Origin of the sequence: Rhizobium sp. WYCCWR 11146 (genome assembly GCF_013591995.1) — a bacterium.
Lineage (GTDB): Bacteria > Pseudomonadota > Alphaproteobacteria > Rhizobiales > Rhizobiaceae > Rhizobium > Rhizobium indicum.
Window position 1 is genome coordinate 44,177 of record NZ_JACCEY010000004.1, and the last position, 16,168, is coordinate 60,344.

Below are 16,168 nucleotides of genomic sequence, written 5' to 3' on the forward strand. Positions count from 1 at the left end.
TTATCGTGGGAATATTGCCAAGATGCAGGAGCGGGGCGTGTCCTTGACCTTCGGCGGTATGAAGGATCATCCCAGAATGCCGCCGCGCCATTTCGCCGGCGCTTTCCAGTGAAAGCAGCGACGTATTTTCGCCGCGGATCAGCATGAGCGGCAACCGGCTCAGGCCTTCGAATTGCCCCCAGAGATCAGGCAGCGGCTGGCTGAAATCGATCGATTTTAGTGCCTCCGCGATCGCCGGGTCGAAGTCGGCGACCGGCCGTCCGCCGATATCGCGATAAAGGGCAAGCGCCATCTCGCGCCAATCTTCCTCTGCAAGCGCGGTAAACGACGCGCCATGATTTTCCTTCAATATATCAGCCGCCTCGTTCCAGTCCGCCGGCTTCCTGCCGCAGTTGAGGTAATCGCGGATCCGCGCCAGCCCCTCCGCCTCGAGCACAGGCCCGATATCGTTGAGGATGACGGCTTCGAGAAGATCCGGCCGTGTCGCCGCGATCAGATGCAGGATCAGCCCGCCCCGCGACGTGCCGACGAAGATCGCCCGCTCGATGCCGAGCGCTTCGCAGGCGGCAAGGACGTCGCCGGCCTCGATGGCGAGATTGTAGTTCGCCTTGTTCTCATCCCATGCCGAGTTTCCCCGTCCGCGCGAATCGAGCCCAATCACCCTGCGAGGCATTGTTGTGTCCCGGGAGAGAAGCAGCGCAAGCGGATGAAAATCCCGTGTATTGCGGGTCAGGCCGGGCAGGCAGATCACCGGCAGCCGTCCGGCGGTTACCGCCTGGTCTGGTTGGTAGTCGCGGGCATAAAGCCTCAACCCATCAGAAGACGTGAAAAATCGTTCCTGGAAACCGTCTGCATCCGTATCCGGCATCGCATCCCTCGAGACCTGTTTGATCCCGAAGATGTAGCTTGCTTTTCAATCCGCGCCAAATGGCTTCAGGAGGCGCTTCGTCCGCCGATCAGGTCGCGCTCGATATCGGTGGGTTGGCCGAGACGGGCTTTATAAACCTCGTAATTCTCCATCACCCGCTGCACATAGTTGCGCGTTTCGGGGAAGGGGATGCGCTCGATCCAGTCGACGATCTCGTCGATCGGCCTGCCGCGCGGATCACCGTAGCGGCCGATCCATTCCGGCACCCGCTTCGGCCCGGCATTATAGGCAATGAAGGTGAGGATATAGGAGCCGCCGAAGGCGTCGATCTGCTCGCCGAGATAATGGGCACCGAGTGTCGCGTTATAGCCGGCATCGGCCGTTAGCTTGTCCTTGGAAAAGGCGATGTTGTGGCGCTTGGCCACTGCCTGGGCCGTTCCCGGCAGAAGCTGCAGCAGGCCGCGCGCGTTCGCCGCCGATACGGCGGCCGGGTTGAAGGCGCTTTCCTGCCGGGCGATGGCATAGGCAAGCGCCTTGCCGGAGCCCGTTATATTGGCGTTCGCCGGGATCACGCCGACCGGAAAGGCAAGCGCTGCGACATCGATGCCGCGTCCATAGGCGATCTTGCCGATCTGCAGCGAGAGATGATGATCGCCGGATTGCTCGGCCCGTGCCGCAAGGACAGCCAATTCGCCGGGGCTTTGCAGTTGATCGGCGAGCGCGAGATAGAGAATGGTGGCCCGCCATCCATGGCCGGCGGCCTCCAGCCGGGCGATCGCCTGCACGGCTTCGCGTGCCTGAAAGCGCTGCCGGTCGGCCGTGCTGGGTGCGGGATAGGTGACATTAAGCGTCTTTCGCCCCAGCCTTTCGGCCGCGAGCTGTCCATAGAAGGTGCCGGGAAAATTCGCGGCCTTCGCATAGAATTCGCTGGATTTGCCGGGGCCTCCGGCCTCCGCTGCTCGTCCCAGCCAATACCAGGCGCGTGAAACCGAGATCGGTCCGTTTGATGTCTGCAGGATCTTGCGGAAATGTCTTTCCGCCGTTGCCGGGTCCTGGAGGCCGCGAAGCGCGTACCATCCGGCATGGAATTCAGCCTCGACGATATCCGTCGGGCTCGTTGCGGCGTAGTTTGCGACGATGCGATAGGCAGGCTTGAACTGTCCCTGGTCGACGAGACCACGGCTGATGATGCGCTGCTCGTTCCACCATTCGCCGGAATTGACGAGTTCGCTGCGCTCGGGCGGCATCTGCTCCAGAAGCACAGCCGCTTCGGCATATTTGTCTTGCTTGCGCAGATATTCGATCCGCGCAAACAGCAGGCCGGCATCGCCGCGCCATTTCGCATCGACGGCGTTGAGCAAGGCGCCGGCATTGCCGGCTTTGGCGTCGACGGCAGCCCAGGCCGTGTAGAGCGACTGCACCTGGCCCATGTCTCCGAAGCGCTTGGCCTGCGCCACCCGGCCGCGATACATCAGATAGTCCATCCGCGCCTTATGGTCGGCAGGCGTCAACAGCGCGGAAAACTCGATGAGGATCTTGTCCTCGATCGCCTTGTCGAGAGCCTCTCCGCGCCAGACCTTGCGGATATATTTTGCCGCCTGCGCCTGCTTGCCTGACGCAACCAGCGCCCGGCCGAGGATGACGGCGCCCTGCGTCGTCTCGGGCGCGGTATCGCCGAAGGCGGCGAGCACGGCGGAAGGGGCGGGATTTTCGTCATAGATCGCGCGTTCGGAAAAGGCGCGCAGCCGCGAAAGTCCCGGCCAGCTCTTGAGCTCTTGCGCGGCGCTGGCGATTTCAAAGGAGGGAACACCCTTCAACCCGGAAACGGCGATCGCCCAGGTGAGGATATGGCGGTCGAGCGTCCCGTCGCGCATGCTGTCGCGGATCGAAAGTGCCAGCTGCGGGTCCTTGTCGGAAAGCGCGTCGAGGCCGGCTTTCAGGTCGCCGTTGACGGGCGCGATGGCCGGATTGCGCGGAATGGCGCCTGTCGTGATCGATTCCGGTATGGCTGTTTCGGGAATGAAGCCGAGCGGCTTGACGGCAGGCATGGCAGTGCTCTCGCCGGGAAGCGGCGACGCAACACTGCTCCACGCGGCGGCAATGAAGCCGAAGGCGGACAGAATCAGGACAGCTTTCTTCATCCGGGATCTCGCAACGAAAACACGCCCTGCCATTTGGCTAGAGGCATCTTAACGAAACCTTACCGTACCAGGTAAAATTCATTCACATCTGCTATCGGAATTTGCCCTAAACCGAACTCTGCGCGCTTGTCGCGATGATTTCGGCGCTCTATGGTGCGCAACTCATATTCATGGAATGCGGCCGAAGCAAGGATTTGGTCGTGAGGAGCTTTGCATGTTCAATGGGTCCATTCCCGCCCTCGTCACCCCCTTCACGGATGCCGGACTGATCGACGAAGACAGCTTCGCCGCTCATGTCGACTGGCAGATCAAGGAAGGCAGCGGTGGTCTCGTTCCGGTCGGCACGACCGGCGAATCCCCGACGCTGTCGCATGCCGAGCACAAACGGGTGGTGGAACTCTGCATCGAGGTTGCCGCAAAACGCGTTCCCGTCATGGCCGGCGCAGGCTCGAACAATACGCGTGAAGCGATCGAGCTAGCCCTGCATGCCGAAAAGGTCGGTGCGAACGCCGTTCTGGTCGTCACCCCCTATTACAACAAGCCGACGCAGAAGGGTTTGATCGCGCATTTTTCGGCGATCGCCGAGGCCGTCGATCTGCCGATCTATATCTATAACATCCCCGGCCGCTCGGTGGTCGACATGACACCGGAAACGATGGGTGCGCTCGCCAAGGCGCATCGGAATATCGTCGGCGTCAAGGATGCGACGGGCAAGATCGAGCGCGTCTCCGAACAGCGCATCACCTGCGGCGCAGATTTCAGGCAGCTGTCCGGCGAGGATGCGACGGCGCTCGGCTTCAACGCCCATGGCGGTGTCGGCTGTATTTCGGTAACGGCCAATGTTGCCCCGCGCCTTTGCGCCGACTTCCAGGCGGCAACGCTGGCAGGCGACTATGCCCGCGCCCTGGAATATCAGGATCGGCTGATGCCGCTCCACAAGGCGATCTTCCTTGAGCCGGGTCTTTGCGGCGCCAAATACGGGCTCTCCAAACTTGGCCGGATGAGCCGCAACGTTCGTTCGCCGCTGCTTTCGACGCTGGAGCCGGCAACGGAATCGGCGATTGACGCCGCGATGCGCCATGCAGGCCTGTTGAACTGACGAGACCGGCCGTCTTCACAAGACGGGGTCTCTCCCTTACATAAAGGGCAAGGAATGAGGGTGCGGCTTTTCGCGCTCTAAAAAAGCAATTGGAATATCGTCATGGCCCCCAAAGGCAGCCAGCGCGTGGTGAACAAGATCGTGGCCGAAAACCGCAAGGCCCGCTTCAACTACGAGATCATCGATACTTACGAGGCGGGCATCGTGCTGATGGGCACGGAGGTCAAGTCGCTGCGCGAAGGCAAGGCCAATATCGCCGAATCCTACGCCTCGGATGAGGGCGGCGAGATCTGGCTGATCAATTCCTATCTGCCGGAATATCTGCAGGCCAACCGCTTCAATCACGAGCCGCGCCGGCGCCGCAAGCTGCTGCTGTCGGGCCGTGAAATCCATCGTCTGCGCTCTGCCATCAACCGCGAAGGCATGACGCTGATCCCGCTGAAGATCTATTTCAACGATCGCGGTCGGGCGAAGATGGAACTGGCGCTCGCCAAGGGTAAGAAATTGCACGACAAGCGCGAATCCGAGAAGGAGCGCGATTGGAACCGGCAGAAGAGCCGCCTGCTGAAGGCTCATGGCTGACCGCGCTGCCATGGTTTATGATCACGTCCTGATTGTCGCGGCCACTCCGGTTCGGGATGGAGAGGTCAATCCTCGAGATCGCTGACCGGGGCAACTTCGGCCGGGCGTGGCGCCCGCTCGGAGGGATCACGACCGATTTCAGCCTTCAGAGACAAGAGATCGATGAAATGATCGGCCTGTCGGCGCAGGTCGTCGGCGATCATCGGCGGCTGGGTCGCCATGGTCGAGATCACCGAGACCTTGCGACCTCTGCGCTGCAACGCCTCGACCAGGTTCGTGAAATCACCGTCGCCCGAGAAGATGACGAGATGATCGACCGTTTCGGACTGCTCCATGGCGTCGATGGCAAGCTCGATGTCCATGTTGCCTTTGATCTTTCGGCGGCCCATGGAATCTGTGAATTCCTTGGCGGGCTTGGTGACGACTTTGTAGCCGTTGTAGTCGAGCCAGTCGATCAGCGGCCGGATCGATGAATATTCCTGATCTTCGATCAGAGCGGTATAATAATACGCGCGCAGCAGATATCCGCGTTTCTGGAATGCTTTCAAGAGCTTGCGGTAATCGATGTCAAAGCCGAGGCTCTTGGATGCAGCGTAGAGATTGGCGCCGTCAATGAAGAGTGCAATTTTTTCGCGTGGGTCAAACATCGCTTACCAATCCAATGAGAGCAATCGAAATCCGCATGGGACAAACTTAAATAAAAACAATAGCTTGTGTTTCGATTTCGATCCGGTCCTTACTTTATGAATTATTCATATATGAAAGATTTAGGGCACGATTCGACATATTCCAAGCAACCTTCGGTGGAATTATGACATTCTCCATGGGAATCTAGCTCAGCCGCGGATAAAGACGAGGGGAGCCGGAATGAAAAACTTGTATTTGCCCGGTTTTAATTGTATCGGGCGTGTTAATCCCGAAATGACGACCGTAAAGGACAGGCAATGGCCCGTGTCACAGTTGAAGATTGCATCGACAAGGTGGAGAACCGCTTCGAGCTGGTTCTGCTCGCCAGCCACCGCGCCCGGCTGATTTCCCAGGGTGCCTCGATCACCATCGATCGCGACAACGACAAGAATCCTGTGGTGGCCCTGCGCGAAATTGCCGATGAGACGCTTTCGCCCGATGACCTCAAGGAAGATCTGATCCATTCGCTGCAAAAGCATGTCGAAGTCGACGAACCCGAGCCCGATCCGGCAAGCATGATCGCCGCCGGCGGTGTCGCCGCAGCCGACAGCGAAGAGCAGGACGATGTGCCGGAGACGATCACTTTCGACCAGATGTCGGAAGAAGAGCTGCTTGCCGGCATCGAAGGCCTCGTGCCGCCGGAAAAGAGCGACGATTACTAAGCGCGCCGGCTGGATCTCTCGTCGCATCGGTCAGATGCGACCCTGAAAAAGCTGCATGCGATGCAAAAGAGCGACGATTACCAATCGTCAATCTTGCACCTTTATTGCTTAGGCATATTATTGCCCATGTGTGCGCCAATCGTTGATTGGCGCGCTTTTATTTTTATCGGAGTGGCTTTGGAATGATGCGGCAGTACGAGCTCGTGGAGCGGGTTCAGCAATACAAGCCCGATGCCAATGAAGCACTGCTGAACAAAGCCTATGTTTATGCCATGCAGAAGCATGGCCAGCAAAAGCGCGCGAGCGGCGATCCCTATATTTCCCATCCGCTCGAGGTCGCCGCCATCCTCACCGACATGCACCTCGATGAATCGACCATCGCGGTCGCCCTTTTGCACGATACGATCGAGGATACGACGGCGACGCGCGCCGAAATCGACGAACTGTTCGGCGAGGATATCGGCCGCCTTGTCGAGGGTCTGACGAAGATCAAGAAGCTCGATCTCGTCACCAAGAAGGCCAAGCAGGCGGAAAACCTGCGCAAGCTGCTGCTGGCCATTTCCGACGATGTGCGTGTGCTGCTCGTCAAGCTTGCCGATCGCCTGCACAATATGCGCACCCTCGATCACATGTCGGCCGACAAGCGTGCCCGCATCTCCGAGGAGACGATGGAAATCTATGCGCCGCTCGCCGGCCGCATGGGCATGCAGGACATGCGCGAGGAACTCGAGGAGCTCTCCTTCCGGCATATGAACCCGGAAGCCTACGAGACCGTCACCAAAAGGCTGGAAGAGCTTTCGAAGCGCAACGAGGGCATCGTCAAGAAGATCGAGGCCGAGCTACGCGACCTTTTGGTCGCAAGCGGCCTGACGAGCGCCTACGTCAAGGGCCGGCAGAAGAAGCCTTATTCGGTCTTCCGTAAGATGCAGTCGAAGTCGCTTTCCTTCGAGCAGCTTTCCGATGTCTATGGCTTCCGCCTGATTGTCGAGGACATCCCCTCCTGTTACCGGGCGCTCGGCATCGTCCACACGCGCTGGCGCGTCGTGCCCGGCCGCTTCAAGGACTATATCTCGACGCCGAAGCAGAACGACTACCGTTCGCTGCACACCACAATCGTCGGTCCCTCCAGCCAGCGCATCGAACTGCAGATCCGCACCAAGCGCATGCACGAAATCGCCGAATTCGGCATCGCCGCCCACACGCTCTATAAGGACGGCGCCACCAATGCCGATGGCGACATCCTTTCTCGCGAATCCAATGCCTATTCCTGGCTGCGTCATACGATCGAGGCCTTGGCCGAGGGTGACAGCCCGGAAGAATTCCTCGAGCATACCAAGCTCGAACTCTTCCAGGACCAGGTCTTCTGCTTCACGCCGAAGGGCAAGCTGATTGCCCTGCCACGTGGCGCCACCCCGATCGATTTCGCCTATGCGGTGCACACCAATATCGGCGACACCACGGTGGGCGCCAAGATCAACGGCCGCATCATGCCGCTGGTGACGCGGCTTGCGAATGGCGACGAGGTCGAGATCATCCGCTCCGGCGTGCAGGTTCCACCGGCCGCCTGGGAGGAGATCGTCGTGACCGGCAAGGCGCGAGCCGCCATCCGTCGCGCCACCCGCATGGCGATCCGCAAGCAATATGCCGGCCTCGGCCACCGCATTCTCGAGCGCACCTTCAATAGGGCTGGCAAGATCTTCTCGCGCGAGGCGATGAAGCCGGCGCTGCACCGTCTCGGCCAGAAGGATGTCGAGGATGCGATCGCCGCCGTCGGCCGTGGCGAAATGTCCTCGCTCGACGTGCTGCGCGCCGTCTATCCTGATCATCAGGACGAGCGCGTCACCGTGAAGCCCTCCGGCGATGACGGCTGGTTCAACGTCCGCAGCGCCGCCGGCATGATCTTCAAGATCCCCGGCAAGACCAAGGCCGGGCACGAGGGGGGCCATTCGGAAATCGACACTGACGCCGATATCGGGCCCATCCGCGGCCTGTCCGGCAATGTCGACGTCAAGTTCGCGCCGACCGGCGCCGTGCCTGGCGATCGCATCGTCGGCATCATGGACCAGGGCAACGGCATCACCATCTATCCGATCCAGTCGCCGAGCCTGCAGCGTTTCGACGATCAGCCCGACCGCTGGATCGACGTGCGCTGGGACCTCGACGAAGCCAACAAGTCGCGTTTCATGGCGCGCATCATGGTGAATGGGTTGAATGAACCCGGCACCCTTGCCAAGGTCGCCCAGACGGTCGCAGGCCTCGACGTCAATATCCGCTTGCTGAATACGGTGCGGGTCGCGGCCGATTTCACCGAAATGATGCTCGAGGTCGAGGTCTGGGACCTGCGTCAGCTCAACCAGTTGCTCGCCCAGATGAAGGAACTGGATTGCATCGCCACGGTCCGGCGCCTCTACGAGTAAGCTTTTGTTAAACCGCCCCAGAGGGTTGGCCGAAAAATTGCACATTTTATGATCGTTTTAGGATCGGAATGGCGCATCAAAAAGGCGAGCAATGCAGTGAGCGCATGGCTGTCTCCATGTTGCGGTGGTGGTAATTGACCTCTGCCGGGCCTATCTTCTGGTCATCGAAACGTAAACAGAAGATGAGAGAAGATAATGTTTGACCCTATCAAGAAATTCGCTCGCGCCTTTCGCGCTCCGACCACGCAGGAACGTGAAATGGCATATTTGAACGGCTCGCTCGATCGTATCGATCTCGAGTTTCGTCAGCGCCAGGTCGACCGTGGTCTGTTCCGCAGTCGCTGATACTGGACTTTATACTTGAGGTAAGTGAGGGACGTTATGCATAACGGACGCCCCTCGGCATGAAGAAGCTCCTCTTCGCAGCGAGAACTAAGGGGCGGTTTTTCGAGCGGTATCATTTGCCGCTCTTGTCATGGTGGTGTGCGCTGCACTAAATACCGGCCATGTTGTTTCGCCGTCGCAAGCCTGCGGGATTCAAGGAAAAGATGCGGGAGCTTTTATGGCCCCGTAAAGGTTTCCTTCGCCCGATCCGTTACCTGACAATGCGCGTCCTGCGCCTGAGCGCTTCGCCGCATGCGGTTGCCGCCGGCGTCGCTGCGGGTGTCTTCGTCTCGTGGACGCCGTTCATCGGCGTGCATTTCGTCATGGCTTTCGTCATCACCTATTTCCTCTCCGGCAGCATGGTGGCCGCCGCCCTCGGCTGCGCCGCCTTCGGCAATCCGCTGACCTATCCCTTCATCTGGGGCATCACCTGGGAAATCGGGCATCTGCTGTTGAGCCGCGAGGATCAACTGGTAGGTCAGACGGTGGATCTCGCCGCCCTTTTCCACAAGCTGAATTTCACCGAATTATGGAAGCCGGTGCTGGAGCCGATGCTGGTCGGCGCTATCCCGCCGGCGATCGTCACCTCCGTTGCGCTCTATGCGCTGACGTTCTACACCGTGAAGGGTTTTCAGACGCGCCGCCATATACGGCTGATGGAGCGGGCGCGCCTGCGTCTTGCCGTTCCAGCCGGCAACATGCCGAGCATATGAACCCGATCAAGAATTCTTAAGCGACGGAAGGGTCCGGCATGATCATCGGCATTGGCAGCGATCTGATCGACATTCGCCGTGTCGAGAAATCTATCGAGCGCTTCGGCGAGCGCTTCACCCATCGCTGCTTCACCGAGATCGAGCGCGCGCGTTCCGATAAGCGGGCAAACCGTGCCGCATCCTATGCCAAGCGTTTTGCCGCCAAGGAGGCCTGTTCCAAGGCGCTCGGCACCGGCATAGCACAGGGCGTCTTCTGGAAGGACATGGGCGTCGTCAACCTGCCGAGCGGCAAGCCGACCATGCTTTTATCGGGCGGCGCCGCCCTGATCCTCGAATCGCTGCTGCCCGCGGGCCACAGGCCCGCCATTCATTTGACAATAACCGATGATTATCCCTTGGCGCAGGCCTTCGTCATTATCGAGGCGTTGCCCGAGAGCCTCTGATCGCGACCTCGGGCGCTGTTGATCGTGATCTCGGGAGCTGTTGATCGCGACCTCTCGTCGCTTTTGATGTTGTCGCCATTGCCGCAACCGGCCGAAGCCGCTAGAGAGAACGACAGAAAGAATTGCGCCGCCGCGGCGTCTTGAAGGAATAAGACTGCGTGTCCGAAAAAGTCGAAGCCAAGCCGAACGCCCTCTGGGAAAATATCAAAGTTATCATCCAGGCGCTGATTTTGGCGATGGTGATCCGAACGGTGCTGTTCCAGCCCTTTACCATTCCGTCCGGTTCGATGATGCCGACCCTGCTTGTCGGCGACTACATCTTCGTCAACAAGTTCGCTTACGGGTATTCGAAATATTCGCTGCCTTTCTCGCCTGATGTTTTCAGCGGCCGCCTGTTCGGCGCCGATCCGAAGCGTGGCGACATCGTCGTTTTCCGTTTCCCGCCGAACCCCGAGATCGACTATATCAAGCGCTGCATCGGCCTGCCGGGCGACCGTATCCAGGTTACCGACGGCGTGCTCTACGTCAACGGCAAGCCGGTTCCGAAGGTGGCGGACGGTGCGTTCACTTCGGATTACAAGCTCGACCCGGGCGAGGACGTGCCGGTATTCCGCGAAACGCTCGACGACGGCAAGTCCTACGACACGCTCGATCAGTCTCCGGTGTCGCGTGGTGATAACACTCGCGAATTCATCGTGCCGGAAGGCCATTATTTCATGATGGGCGACAACCGCGACAACTCGCTCGACAGCCGCTTCGACGTCGGCTTCGTGCCTGCCGAAAATCTTGTCGGCCGCGCCAGCGTCATCTTCTTCTCGCTCGGCAACGACACCTCCTTCCGCGAAATCTGGAAGTGGCCGACGAATATGCGTTGGGACCGCCTCTTCAAGGTTGTTGAATGAGTAAGGCGCAGACGCTTTCTGCGGCGGACCGCGCAAAGCTTGAAGCCCTGATCGGTCATGACTTCGCTGAAAAGGAACGCCTGGATCGCGCGCTGACCCATGCCAGCGCCCGCACCGAAAAGGGCGGCAATTACGAACGGCTGGAATTCCTCGGCGACAGGGTCCTCGGGCTCTGCATCGCCGAGCTTCTGTTCCGCACCTTCGGCACGGCGGGAGAAGGCGAGCTCTCGGTTCGCCTCAACCAGCTCGTCAGCGCCGAAACCTGTGCTGCGGTCGCCGATGAACTCAATCTTCATCTCTATATCCGCACCGGCGCCGATGTGAAGAAACTGACCGGCAAGCGGATGATGAACGTGCGCGCCGACGTCGTCGAAAGCCTGATCGCCGCGATCTATCTCGACGGCGGCCTCGAAGTCGCCCGCCGGTTCATTCTGCGTTACTGGCAGGGCAGGGCGGTGCGGGCCGATGGCGCCAAGCGCGACGCCAAGACCGAGCTGCAGGAGTGGTCGCACGCGAAATTCGGCGTCACGCCGATCTACCGGGTTGATGAACGCAGCGGACCGGATCATGATCCGCGCTTCAAGGTGACGGTGGAAGTTGCTGGCATTAAGCCCGAAACCGGCGTAGAGCGGTCGAAGCGTGCCGCCGAACAGGTGGCGGCAACGAAGATGCTCGAGCGCGAAGGCATTTGGCAGCAATCGCCTGCCGGAAACTGACGGGACAATGACACAAGAAGAAGAGATCGCGGCCGAAGCTGCCGCAGAAACCAGTGGTCCGACGCATTCGGGCTTCGTCGCGCTGATCGGGCCGACCAATGCCGGCAAGTCGACGCTGGTGAACCGCCTCGTCGGCGCCAAGGTCTCGATCGTCAGCCATAAGGTGCAGACGACGCGGGCTATCGTTCGCGGCATCGCGATCCATGACAATGCCCAGATCGTCTTCATGGATACGCCTGGTATCTTCAAGCCGCGCCGCCGGCTTGACCGCGCCATGGTGACCTCGGCCTGGGGCGGTGCGAGGGATGCCGATCTGATCGTGCTGCTGATCGACAGCGAGCGCGGCCTGCGCGGCGATGCCGAAGCCATCCTCGAAGGCCTCAAGGAAGTCCGGCAGCCGAAGATCCTGCTGCTCAACAAGATCGACCGCGTCAACCGCGAGGATCTGCTGGCACTGGCCGCTGCCGCCAACGAGAAGATCGCTTTCGAGCGCACCTTCATGATCTCCGCCGAAAACGGCTCCGGCTGCGACGACCTCATGGACTATCTGGCGAAAACGCTCCCTGAGGGGCCGTGGTACTATCCGGAAGACCAGATCTCCGATCTGCCGATGCGCCAGCTCGCCGCCGAGATTACCCGCGAGAAGCTGTTTCTGCGCCTGCACCAGGAGCTTCCCTATGCCTCGCATGTCGAAACGGAGACGTGGGAAGAGCGCAAGGACGGCTCGGTGCGGATCGAGCAGGTGATCTATCTCGAGCGCGACAGCCAGAAGAAGATCGCCCTCGGCAAGGGTGGCGAAACCATCAAGGCGATCTCGACTGCGTCGCGCAAGGAATTGTCGCAGATCCTCGAACAGCCGGTCCACCTCTTCCTGTTCGTCAAGGTTCGCGAGAATTGGGGGGATGATCCCGAGCGGTTCCGCGAAATGGGTCTCGATTTCCCGAAATAAGCATGGCAAGGATTTCGTCGGGTTGGCGCCAGCCCTTTGTTTCCGCTTTAAAAATCCGCCTCGCTCATGGAACAAATCCATGCCTTGCGCATTTGTTAACCAACGGCGCGCCGATTTTGCGACGGTAGGGCAACTATGGCGACGTCGAGACCCATCAATTCTTTCAAGACCCCTTGCGAGCAATGTCCTTTGCGGCCCTTGCCGCATTTCAGGGAATTCAGCCGCGACGAGCTGGAATTCGTCTCGAGCTTCAAGAGGGGTGAGCTTGCCGTCGATGCCGGCTCCACGATCCTCGTCGAGGGCGCACATAGCGCTCATCTCTTCACGGTGCTCGCCGGCTGGGGCTTCCGCTACAAGATGCTGGAGGACGGACGCCGCCAGATTCTGAATTATATCATGCCGGGCGACCTGGTCGGCCTGCAGGGAACGATAGCCGGTGAGATGCAGCATTCAGTCGAAGCGCTTTCGCCCGTGTCCCTTTGTGTCTTCGAGCGTGACAGGCTGATGACGCTCTACAACAAACACGCCTCGCTCGCCTTCGACATCACCTGGATCGCCGCGCGCGAGGAGCGCATCCTGGATGAGCATCTCTTGAGCATCGGCCGCCGCACGGCGCTGGAACGAGCAGCCTATCTGATCGCTTTCCTGTTTGAGCGCGGTCGGAAGCTCAATATCTTCAACGGCCGCAAATTCATCCCCATCACCCAGCAGCACATTGCCGACACGCTCGGTCTTTCCATCGTTCATACCAACAAGACCTTGAAAAAACTCAGCGAACGTGGGTTGATCCGCTGGCAGGAGCGCGGCTGCGAGGTGCTGAACGGCGAGGAATTGATGGCGATATCAGGCTGGGAAGGGCTTGGAGAGGGCAAACGCCCGTTCATTTAAAGCGCCTCGCGATCTTTCAGATTCGCTCCTCGCACCTTAGGTCTTTGTTTTGCGCATGTCGTTGTCGCAGACCGCTGCACATTTTGCGCGACATGCTTTGGCCAAGCAGCCTGGTTATGTCTTTTTTAAATGCAGATTAGCGGCAAGGAAAATAAGGTCTGCCGTCATCTTTCCTCCGATTTTGATTCTTATCGACCGGGCAGAAAAATGGTTTATTCAGAAAAGGTGGCGGAATTCACCGATAGCGTGCCATGCGGGGCACCGGAGGGCAATGATGTTGGCGAAACGGCCGGGGCGCTGCGACAGGCGCCCGACGAGGGGCATCGAATCATGACAATCCGTGTTCTGGTTCTTGAAGACAGTCTGATCATCGCGATGGAGGCGGAGGATATTCTACGCCTGGCCGGCGTCGAGAGCATCGATATCGTCGGCAGCGTCGAACAGGCAAGGGCTGCCATTGCTGTGGAGACATATGATTTCGCCCTTCTCGACGTCAATCTCGGCGAGGGCATGAGCTTCGGTTTTGCCCGCCACCTTCTCGATATCGGCATCCCCTTCGGCTTTGTCAGCGGCTATTCCGATACCGGCGATTTCCCGCCCGACCTGCAGCACATACCGCTTCTGGTGAAGCCTTTCGACGAAATGGCGATGCGGGAATTCCTGCAGAGGCTTTTCCCGGCTGTCGCCTGACGCGGTCCATGACGGAAGCCAGCCTTGCACTGCAGCGCGTCTTTCAGACGCGCAAAGGACGCTGTAACGCGTTGAATTATGCAGTAGGATGATTCGTCAGCCGTAAGGACTTCTTTCGATGCAGTGGCAGGACCATGCGATCATCCTGGGCGTCAAGCGCCACGGCGAGACGAGCGTCATCGCCGAGGTAATGACGCGTGATCGCGGCCGCCATCTCGGCCTGGTGCGCTCCGGCCGCTCGCGCGCCATGCAGCCGGTGCTGCAGGCGGGCAATGCAGTGGAGGTCATCTGGCGTGCCCGGCTTGACGAGCATCTGGGCGAATTCCGCGTCGAGCCGGTGACGCTGCGCGCTGCCCGGCTGATGGAAACGGCGACCGCCGTCTACGGTGTCCAGGCGATGGGCGCGCTGCTGCGGCTGCTGCCGGAGCGTGACCCGCATCCGCACCTCTTCGATGCGCTGGAGGTCATCCTCGATCACCTGCACAACCCGGCCGATGCCGGCGAACTCTTCGTGCGTTTCGAGCTTGCGGTGCTGAATGACCTCGGCTTCGGCCTCGATCTTGCCGAATGCGCCGCGACCGGCGCCCGTTCCGATCTCGTCTATGTCTCGCCGAAATCCGGCCGCGCCGTCAGCCGCGCCGCTGGCGCGCCCTGGGCGGACAAGATGCTGCTCCTGCCGCCGTTCCTCAGCATCGAAGGCAATCATGCGGCCGACTTCGATAGTCTCTCGGCCGCATTCCGTCTGACAGGGTTCTTTCTGCATCGCCATGTCTACGAGCCGCGTGGCATCGAGGTGGTAGCTGCCCGCGAGGGCTTCGTTCAGGCGGCGCTCAAGGCGCTTAATCCAGCCTTGCGGACGCTTTCGGATCCGAATGGTGTTTCCGCCTGACCTCCGTTTTTTACGGGTGCAAAACATCCTCCAGATTTGGCGGTTTACCCACTCGTGAGCGCCTCCTATGTCTTCACAGGACTGCCACTCAAGGAGGATCTCATGCTGACCAAGCCCGCATCATCGACAACGATCACGCTCTGGAACGGCCGCGAAATTCCGCGCCTCGGCATGGGATGTTGGGCGATCGGCGGTCCCTTCTTTGCCGGCGACACGCCGCTCGGCTGGGGTGATGTCGACGACGATGAATCCGTGCAGGCGATCAACCGCGCCATCGAACTCGGCATCCGCTTCTTCGACACGGCCTCGAACTACGGCGCCGGCCACTCGGAGGAGGTGCTCGGCCGGGCGATCGGCAATCGCGACGATATCGTCATCGCCACCAAGTTCGGCTTCGCCACCGATCCGGAAACCAAGCAGGCAACCGGCGCCTTCGCCGATGAGGCCTTCATCCGCCGTTCGGTCGAGACCTCGCTGCGCCGCCTCAAGCGCGATCGCCTCGATCTCCTGCAGTTCCACCTCAATGATTTTCCGCTGGAACAGTCGGATGCCGTCTTCGATACGCTGGAGGCGCTGCGCGCCGAAGGCAAGATCGATGCGTTCGGCTGGAGCACCGATTTTCCCGATCGTGCTGCCCGTCATACCAGCCGCCAGGGCTACGTCTCGATCCAGCATACGATGAATGTTTTCGAACCGGTGCCGGAGATGATCTCGGTGATCGAGGGGAAGGGCCTGATCTCCATCAATCGCGGTCCGCTGGCGATGGGGCTGCTGACCGGCAAGTTCACCGCCGACAAGGCTGTGGGCGCCAAGGATGTCCGTGGGGCGGCCCTCGACTGGATGGTCTATTTCAAGGACGGGCGTATTGCCCCGGAATTCGCCGCACGGCTCGATGCCGTCCGCGATCTCCTGACATCAGGCGGCCGCACGCTGACGCAGGGCGCGCTTGCCTGGCTCTGGGCACGCTCGCCGCGCACCCTTCCCATTCCGGGCTTCCGCACCGTTGCCCAGGTGGAGGAAAATGCCGGCGCACTGGAGAGGGGACCGCTGCCGGCCGATGTCATGGCAGGAATCGATGCCGCACTCGCGCGCGTGTGACGCTCTAACTCTTTGTTTTCACGCAATTCCGGACGGAAAA

At 60.2% G+C, this 16,168-nt stretch carries 17 protein-coding genes; 14 read left to right on the forward strand and 3 right to left on the reverse strand.

Features of this window, described 5'->3' with window-relative positions; translation table 11 throughout:
* Both HX899_RS01775 and HX899_RS01780 read right to left on the reverse strand, forming a co-directional pair.
* On the reverse strand, positions 1-868 hold an 868-nt coding region (locus HX899_RS01775), incomplete at its 3' end, for an alpha/beta fold hydrolase (RefSeq protein WP_181291553.1).
* 65 nt (positions 869-933) lie between these two features.
* A complete protein-coding gene (locus HX899_RS01780) occupies positions 934-3,009 on the reverse strand; it encodes a lytic transglycosylase domain-containing protein (RefSeq protein ID WP_138387661.1) in 2,076 nt (691 codons plus the stop codon).
* Positions 3,010-3,223: 214 nt separating this feature from the next.
* Here HX899_RS01780 and dapA point away from each other — a divergent pair, with 214 nt between their 5' ends.
* Positions 3,224-4,108, forward strand: a complete 885-nt coding sequence (dapA, locus tag HX899_RS01785) for a 4-hydroxy-tetrahydrodipicolinate synthase (RefSeq protein ID WP_138387660.1) — start codon at positions 3,224-3,226, stop codon at positions 4,106-4,108.
* 102 nt (positions 4,109-4,210) lie between these two features.
* Positions 4,211-4,690 carry an SsrA-binding protein SmpB gene (gene smpB, locus HX899_RS01790; RefSeq protein ID WP_003558077.1) on the forward strand — a complete coding sequence of 160 codons (480 nt, stop codon included), beginning with the start codon at positions 4,211-4,213 and terminating at the stop codon, positions 4,688-4,690.
* Positions 4,691-4,755: 65 nt separating this feature from the next.
* Here smpB and HX899_RS01795 read toward each other — a convergent pair whose 3' ends face one another.
* On the reverse strand, positions 4,756-5,337 hold the full coding sequence (locus HX899_RS01795; protein WP_003558079.1) for an NYN domain-containing protein: 582 nt from the start codon (positions 5,335-5,337) through the stop codon (positions 4,756-4,758).
* Between the two features lie 297 nt (positions 5,338-5,634).
* Between HX899_RS01795 and rpoZ the strand changes: the two genes are divergently transcribed.
* The 12 genes from rpoZ to HX899_RS01855 all read left to right on the forward strand — a co-directional run bounded on the left by rpoZ (position 5,635) and on the right by HX899_RS01855 (position 16,128).
* Complete coding sequence (gene rpoZ / locus HX899_RS01800) at positions 5,635-6,039, forward strand: DNA-directed RNA polymerase subunit omega (RefSeq protein WP_003558080.1); 405 nt, start codon at positions 5,635-5,637, stop codon at positions 6,037-6,039.
* Between the two features lie 182 nt (positions 6,040-6,221).
* Positions 6,222-8,456, forward strand: a complete 2,235-nt coding sequence (locus tag HX899_RS01805; protein WP_181291554.1) for a bifunctional (p)ppGpp synthetase/guanosine-3',5'-bis(diphosphate) 3'-pyrophosphohydrolase — start codon at positions 6,222-6,224, stop codon at positions 8,454-8,456.
* Positions 8,457-8,651: 195 nt separating this feature from the next.
* On the forward strand, positions 8,652-8,801 hold the full coding sequence (locus tag HX899_RS01810; protein ID WP_080685790.1) for a DUF3563 family protein: 150 nt from the start codon (positions 8,652-8,654) through the stop codon (positions 8,799-8,801).
* 161 nt (positions 8,802-8,962) lie between these two features.
* Positions 8,963-9,553, forward strand: a complete 591-nt coding sequence (locus HX899_RS01815) for a DUF2062 domain-containing protein (protein ID WP_181291555.1) — start codon at positions 8,963-8,965, stop codon at positions 9,551-9,553.
* A gap of 38 nt (positions 9,554-9,591) precedes the next feature.
* A complete protein-coding gene (acpS, locus tag HX899_RS01820; RefSeq protein ID WP_029871471.1) occupies positions 9,592-9,996 on the forward strand; it encodes a holo-ACP synthase in 405 nt (134 codons plus the stop codon).
* A gap of 158 nt (positions 9,997-10,154) precedes the next feature.
* On the forward strand, positions 10,155-10,898 hold the full coding sequence (gene lepB, locus HX899_RS01825; protein WP_012756788.1) for a signal peptidase I: 744 nt from the start codon (positions 10,155-10,157) through the stop codon (positions 10,896-10,898).
* Positions 10,895-11,614 carry a ribonuclease III gene (rnc, locus tag HX899_RS01830; protein ID WP_003546941.1) on the forward strand — a complete coding sequence of 240 codons (720 nt, stop codon included), beginning with the start codon at positions 10,895-10,897 and terminating at the stop codon, positions 11,612-11,614. Before lepB ends, rnc begins: the two co-directional genes overlap by 4 nt.
* 7 nt (positions 11,615-11,621) lie before the next feature.
* On the forward strand, positions 11,622-12,563 hold the full coding sequence (gene era, locus HX899_RS01835) for a GTPase Era (protein WP_181291556.1): 942 nt from the start codon (positions 11,622-11,624) through the stop codon (positions 12,561-12,563).
* A 135-nt stretch (positions 12,564-12,698) separates the two neighbouring features.
* On the forward strand, positions 12,699-13,451 hold the full coding sequence (locus HX899_RS01840; RefSeq protein ID WP_064653984.1) for a Crp/Fnr family transcriptional regulator: 753 nt from the start codon (positions 12,699-12,701) through the stop codon (positions 13,449-13,451).
* Positions 13,452-13,658: 207 nt separating this feature from the next.
* The gene (locus HX899_RS01845; protein ID WP_181291557.1) at positions 13,659-14,141 is read left to right on the forward strand and encodes a hypothetical protein; all 483 of its coding nucleotides are present in this window, start codon (positions 13,659-13,661) and stop codon (positions 14,139-14,141) included.
* Positions 14,142-14,259: 118 nt separating this feature from the next.
* On the forward strand, positions 14,260-15,030 hold the full coding sequence (recO, locus tag HX899_RS01850) for a DNA repair protein RecO (protein ID WP_138328403.1): 771 nt from the start codon (positions 14,260-14,262) through the stop codon (positions 15,028-15,030).
* A gap of 102 nt (positions 15,031-15,132) precedes the next feature.
* Positions 15,133-16,128, forward strand: coding sequence for an aldo/keto reductase (locus HX899_RS01855; protein ID WP_138328402.1), 996 nt, complete (start codon positions 15,133-15,135; stop codon positions 16,126-16,128).
* Positions 16,129-16,168: the final 40 nt, after the last annotated feature.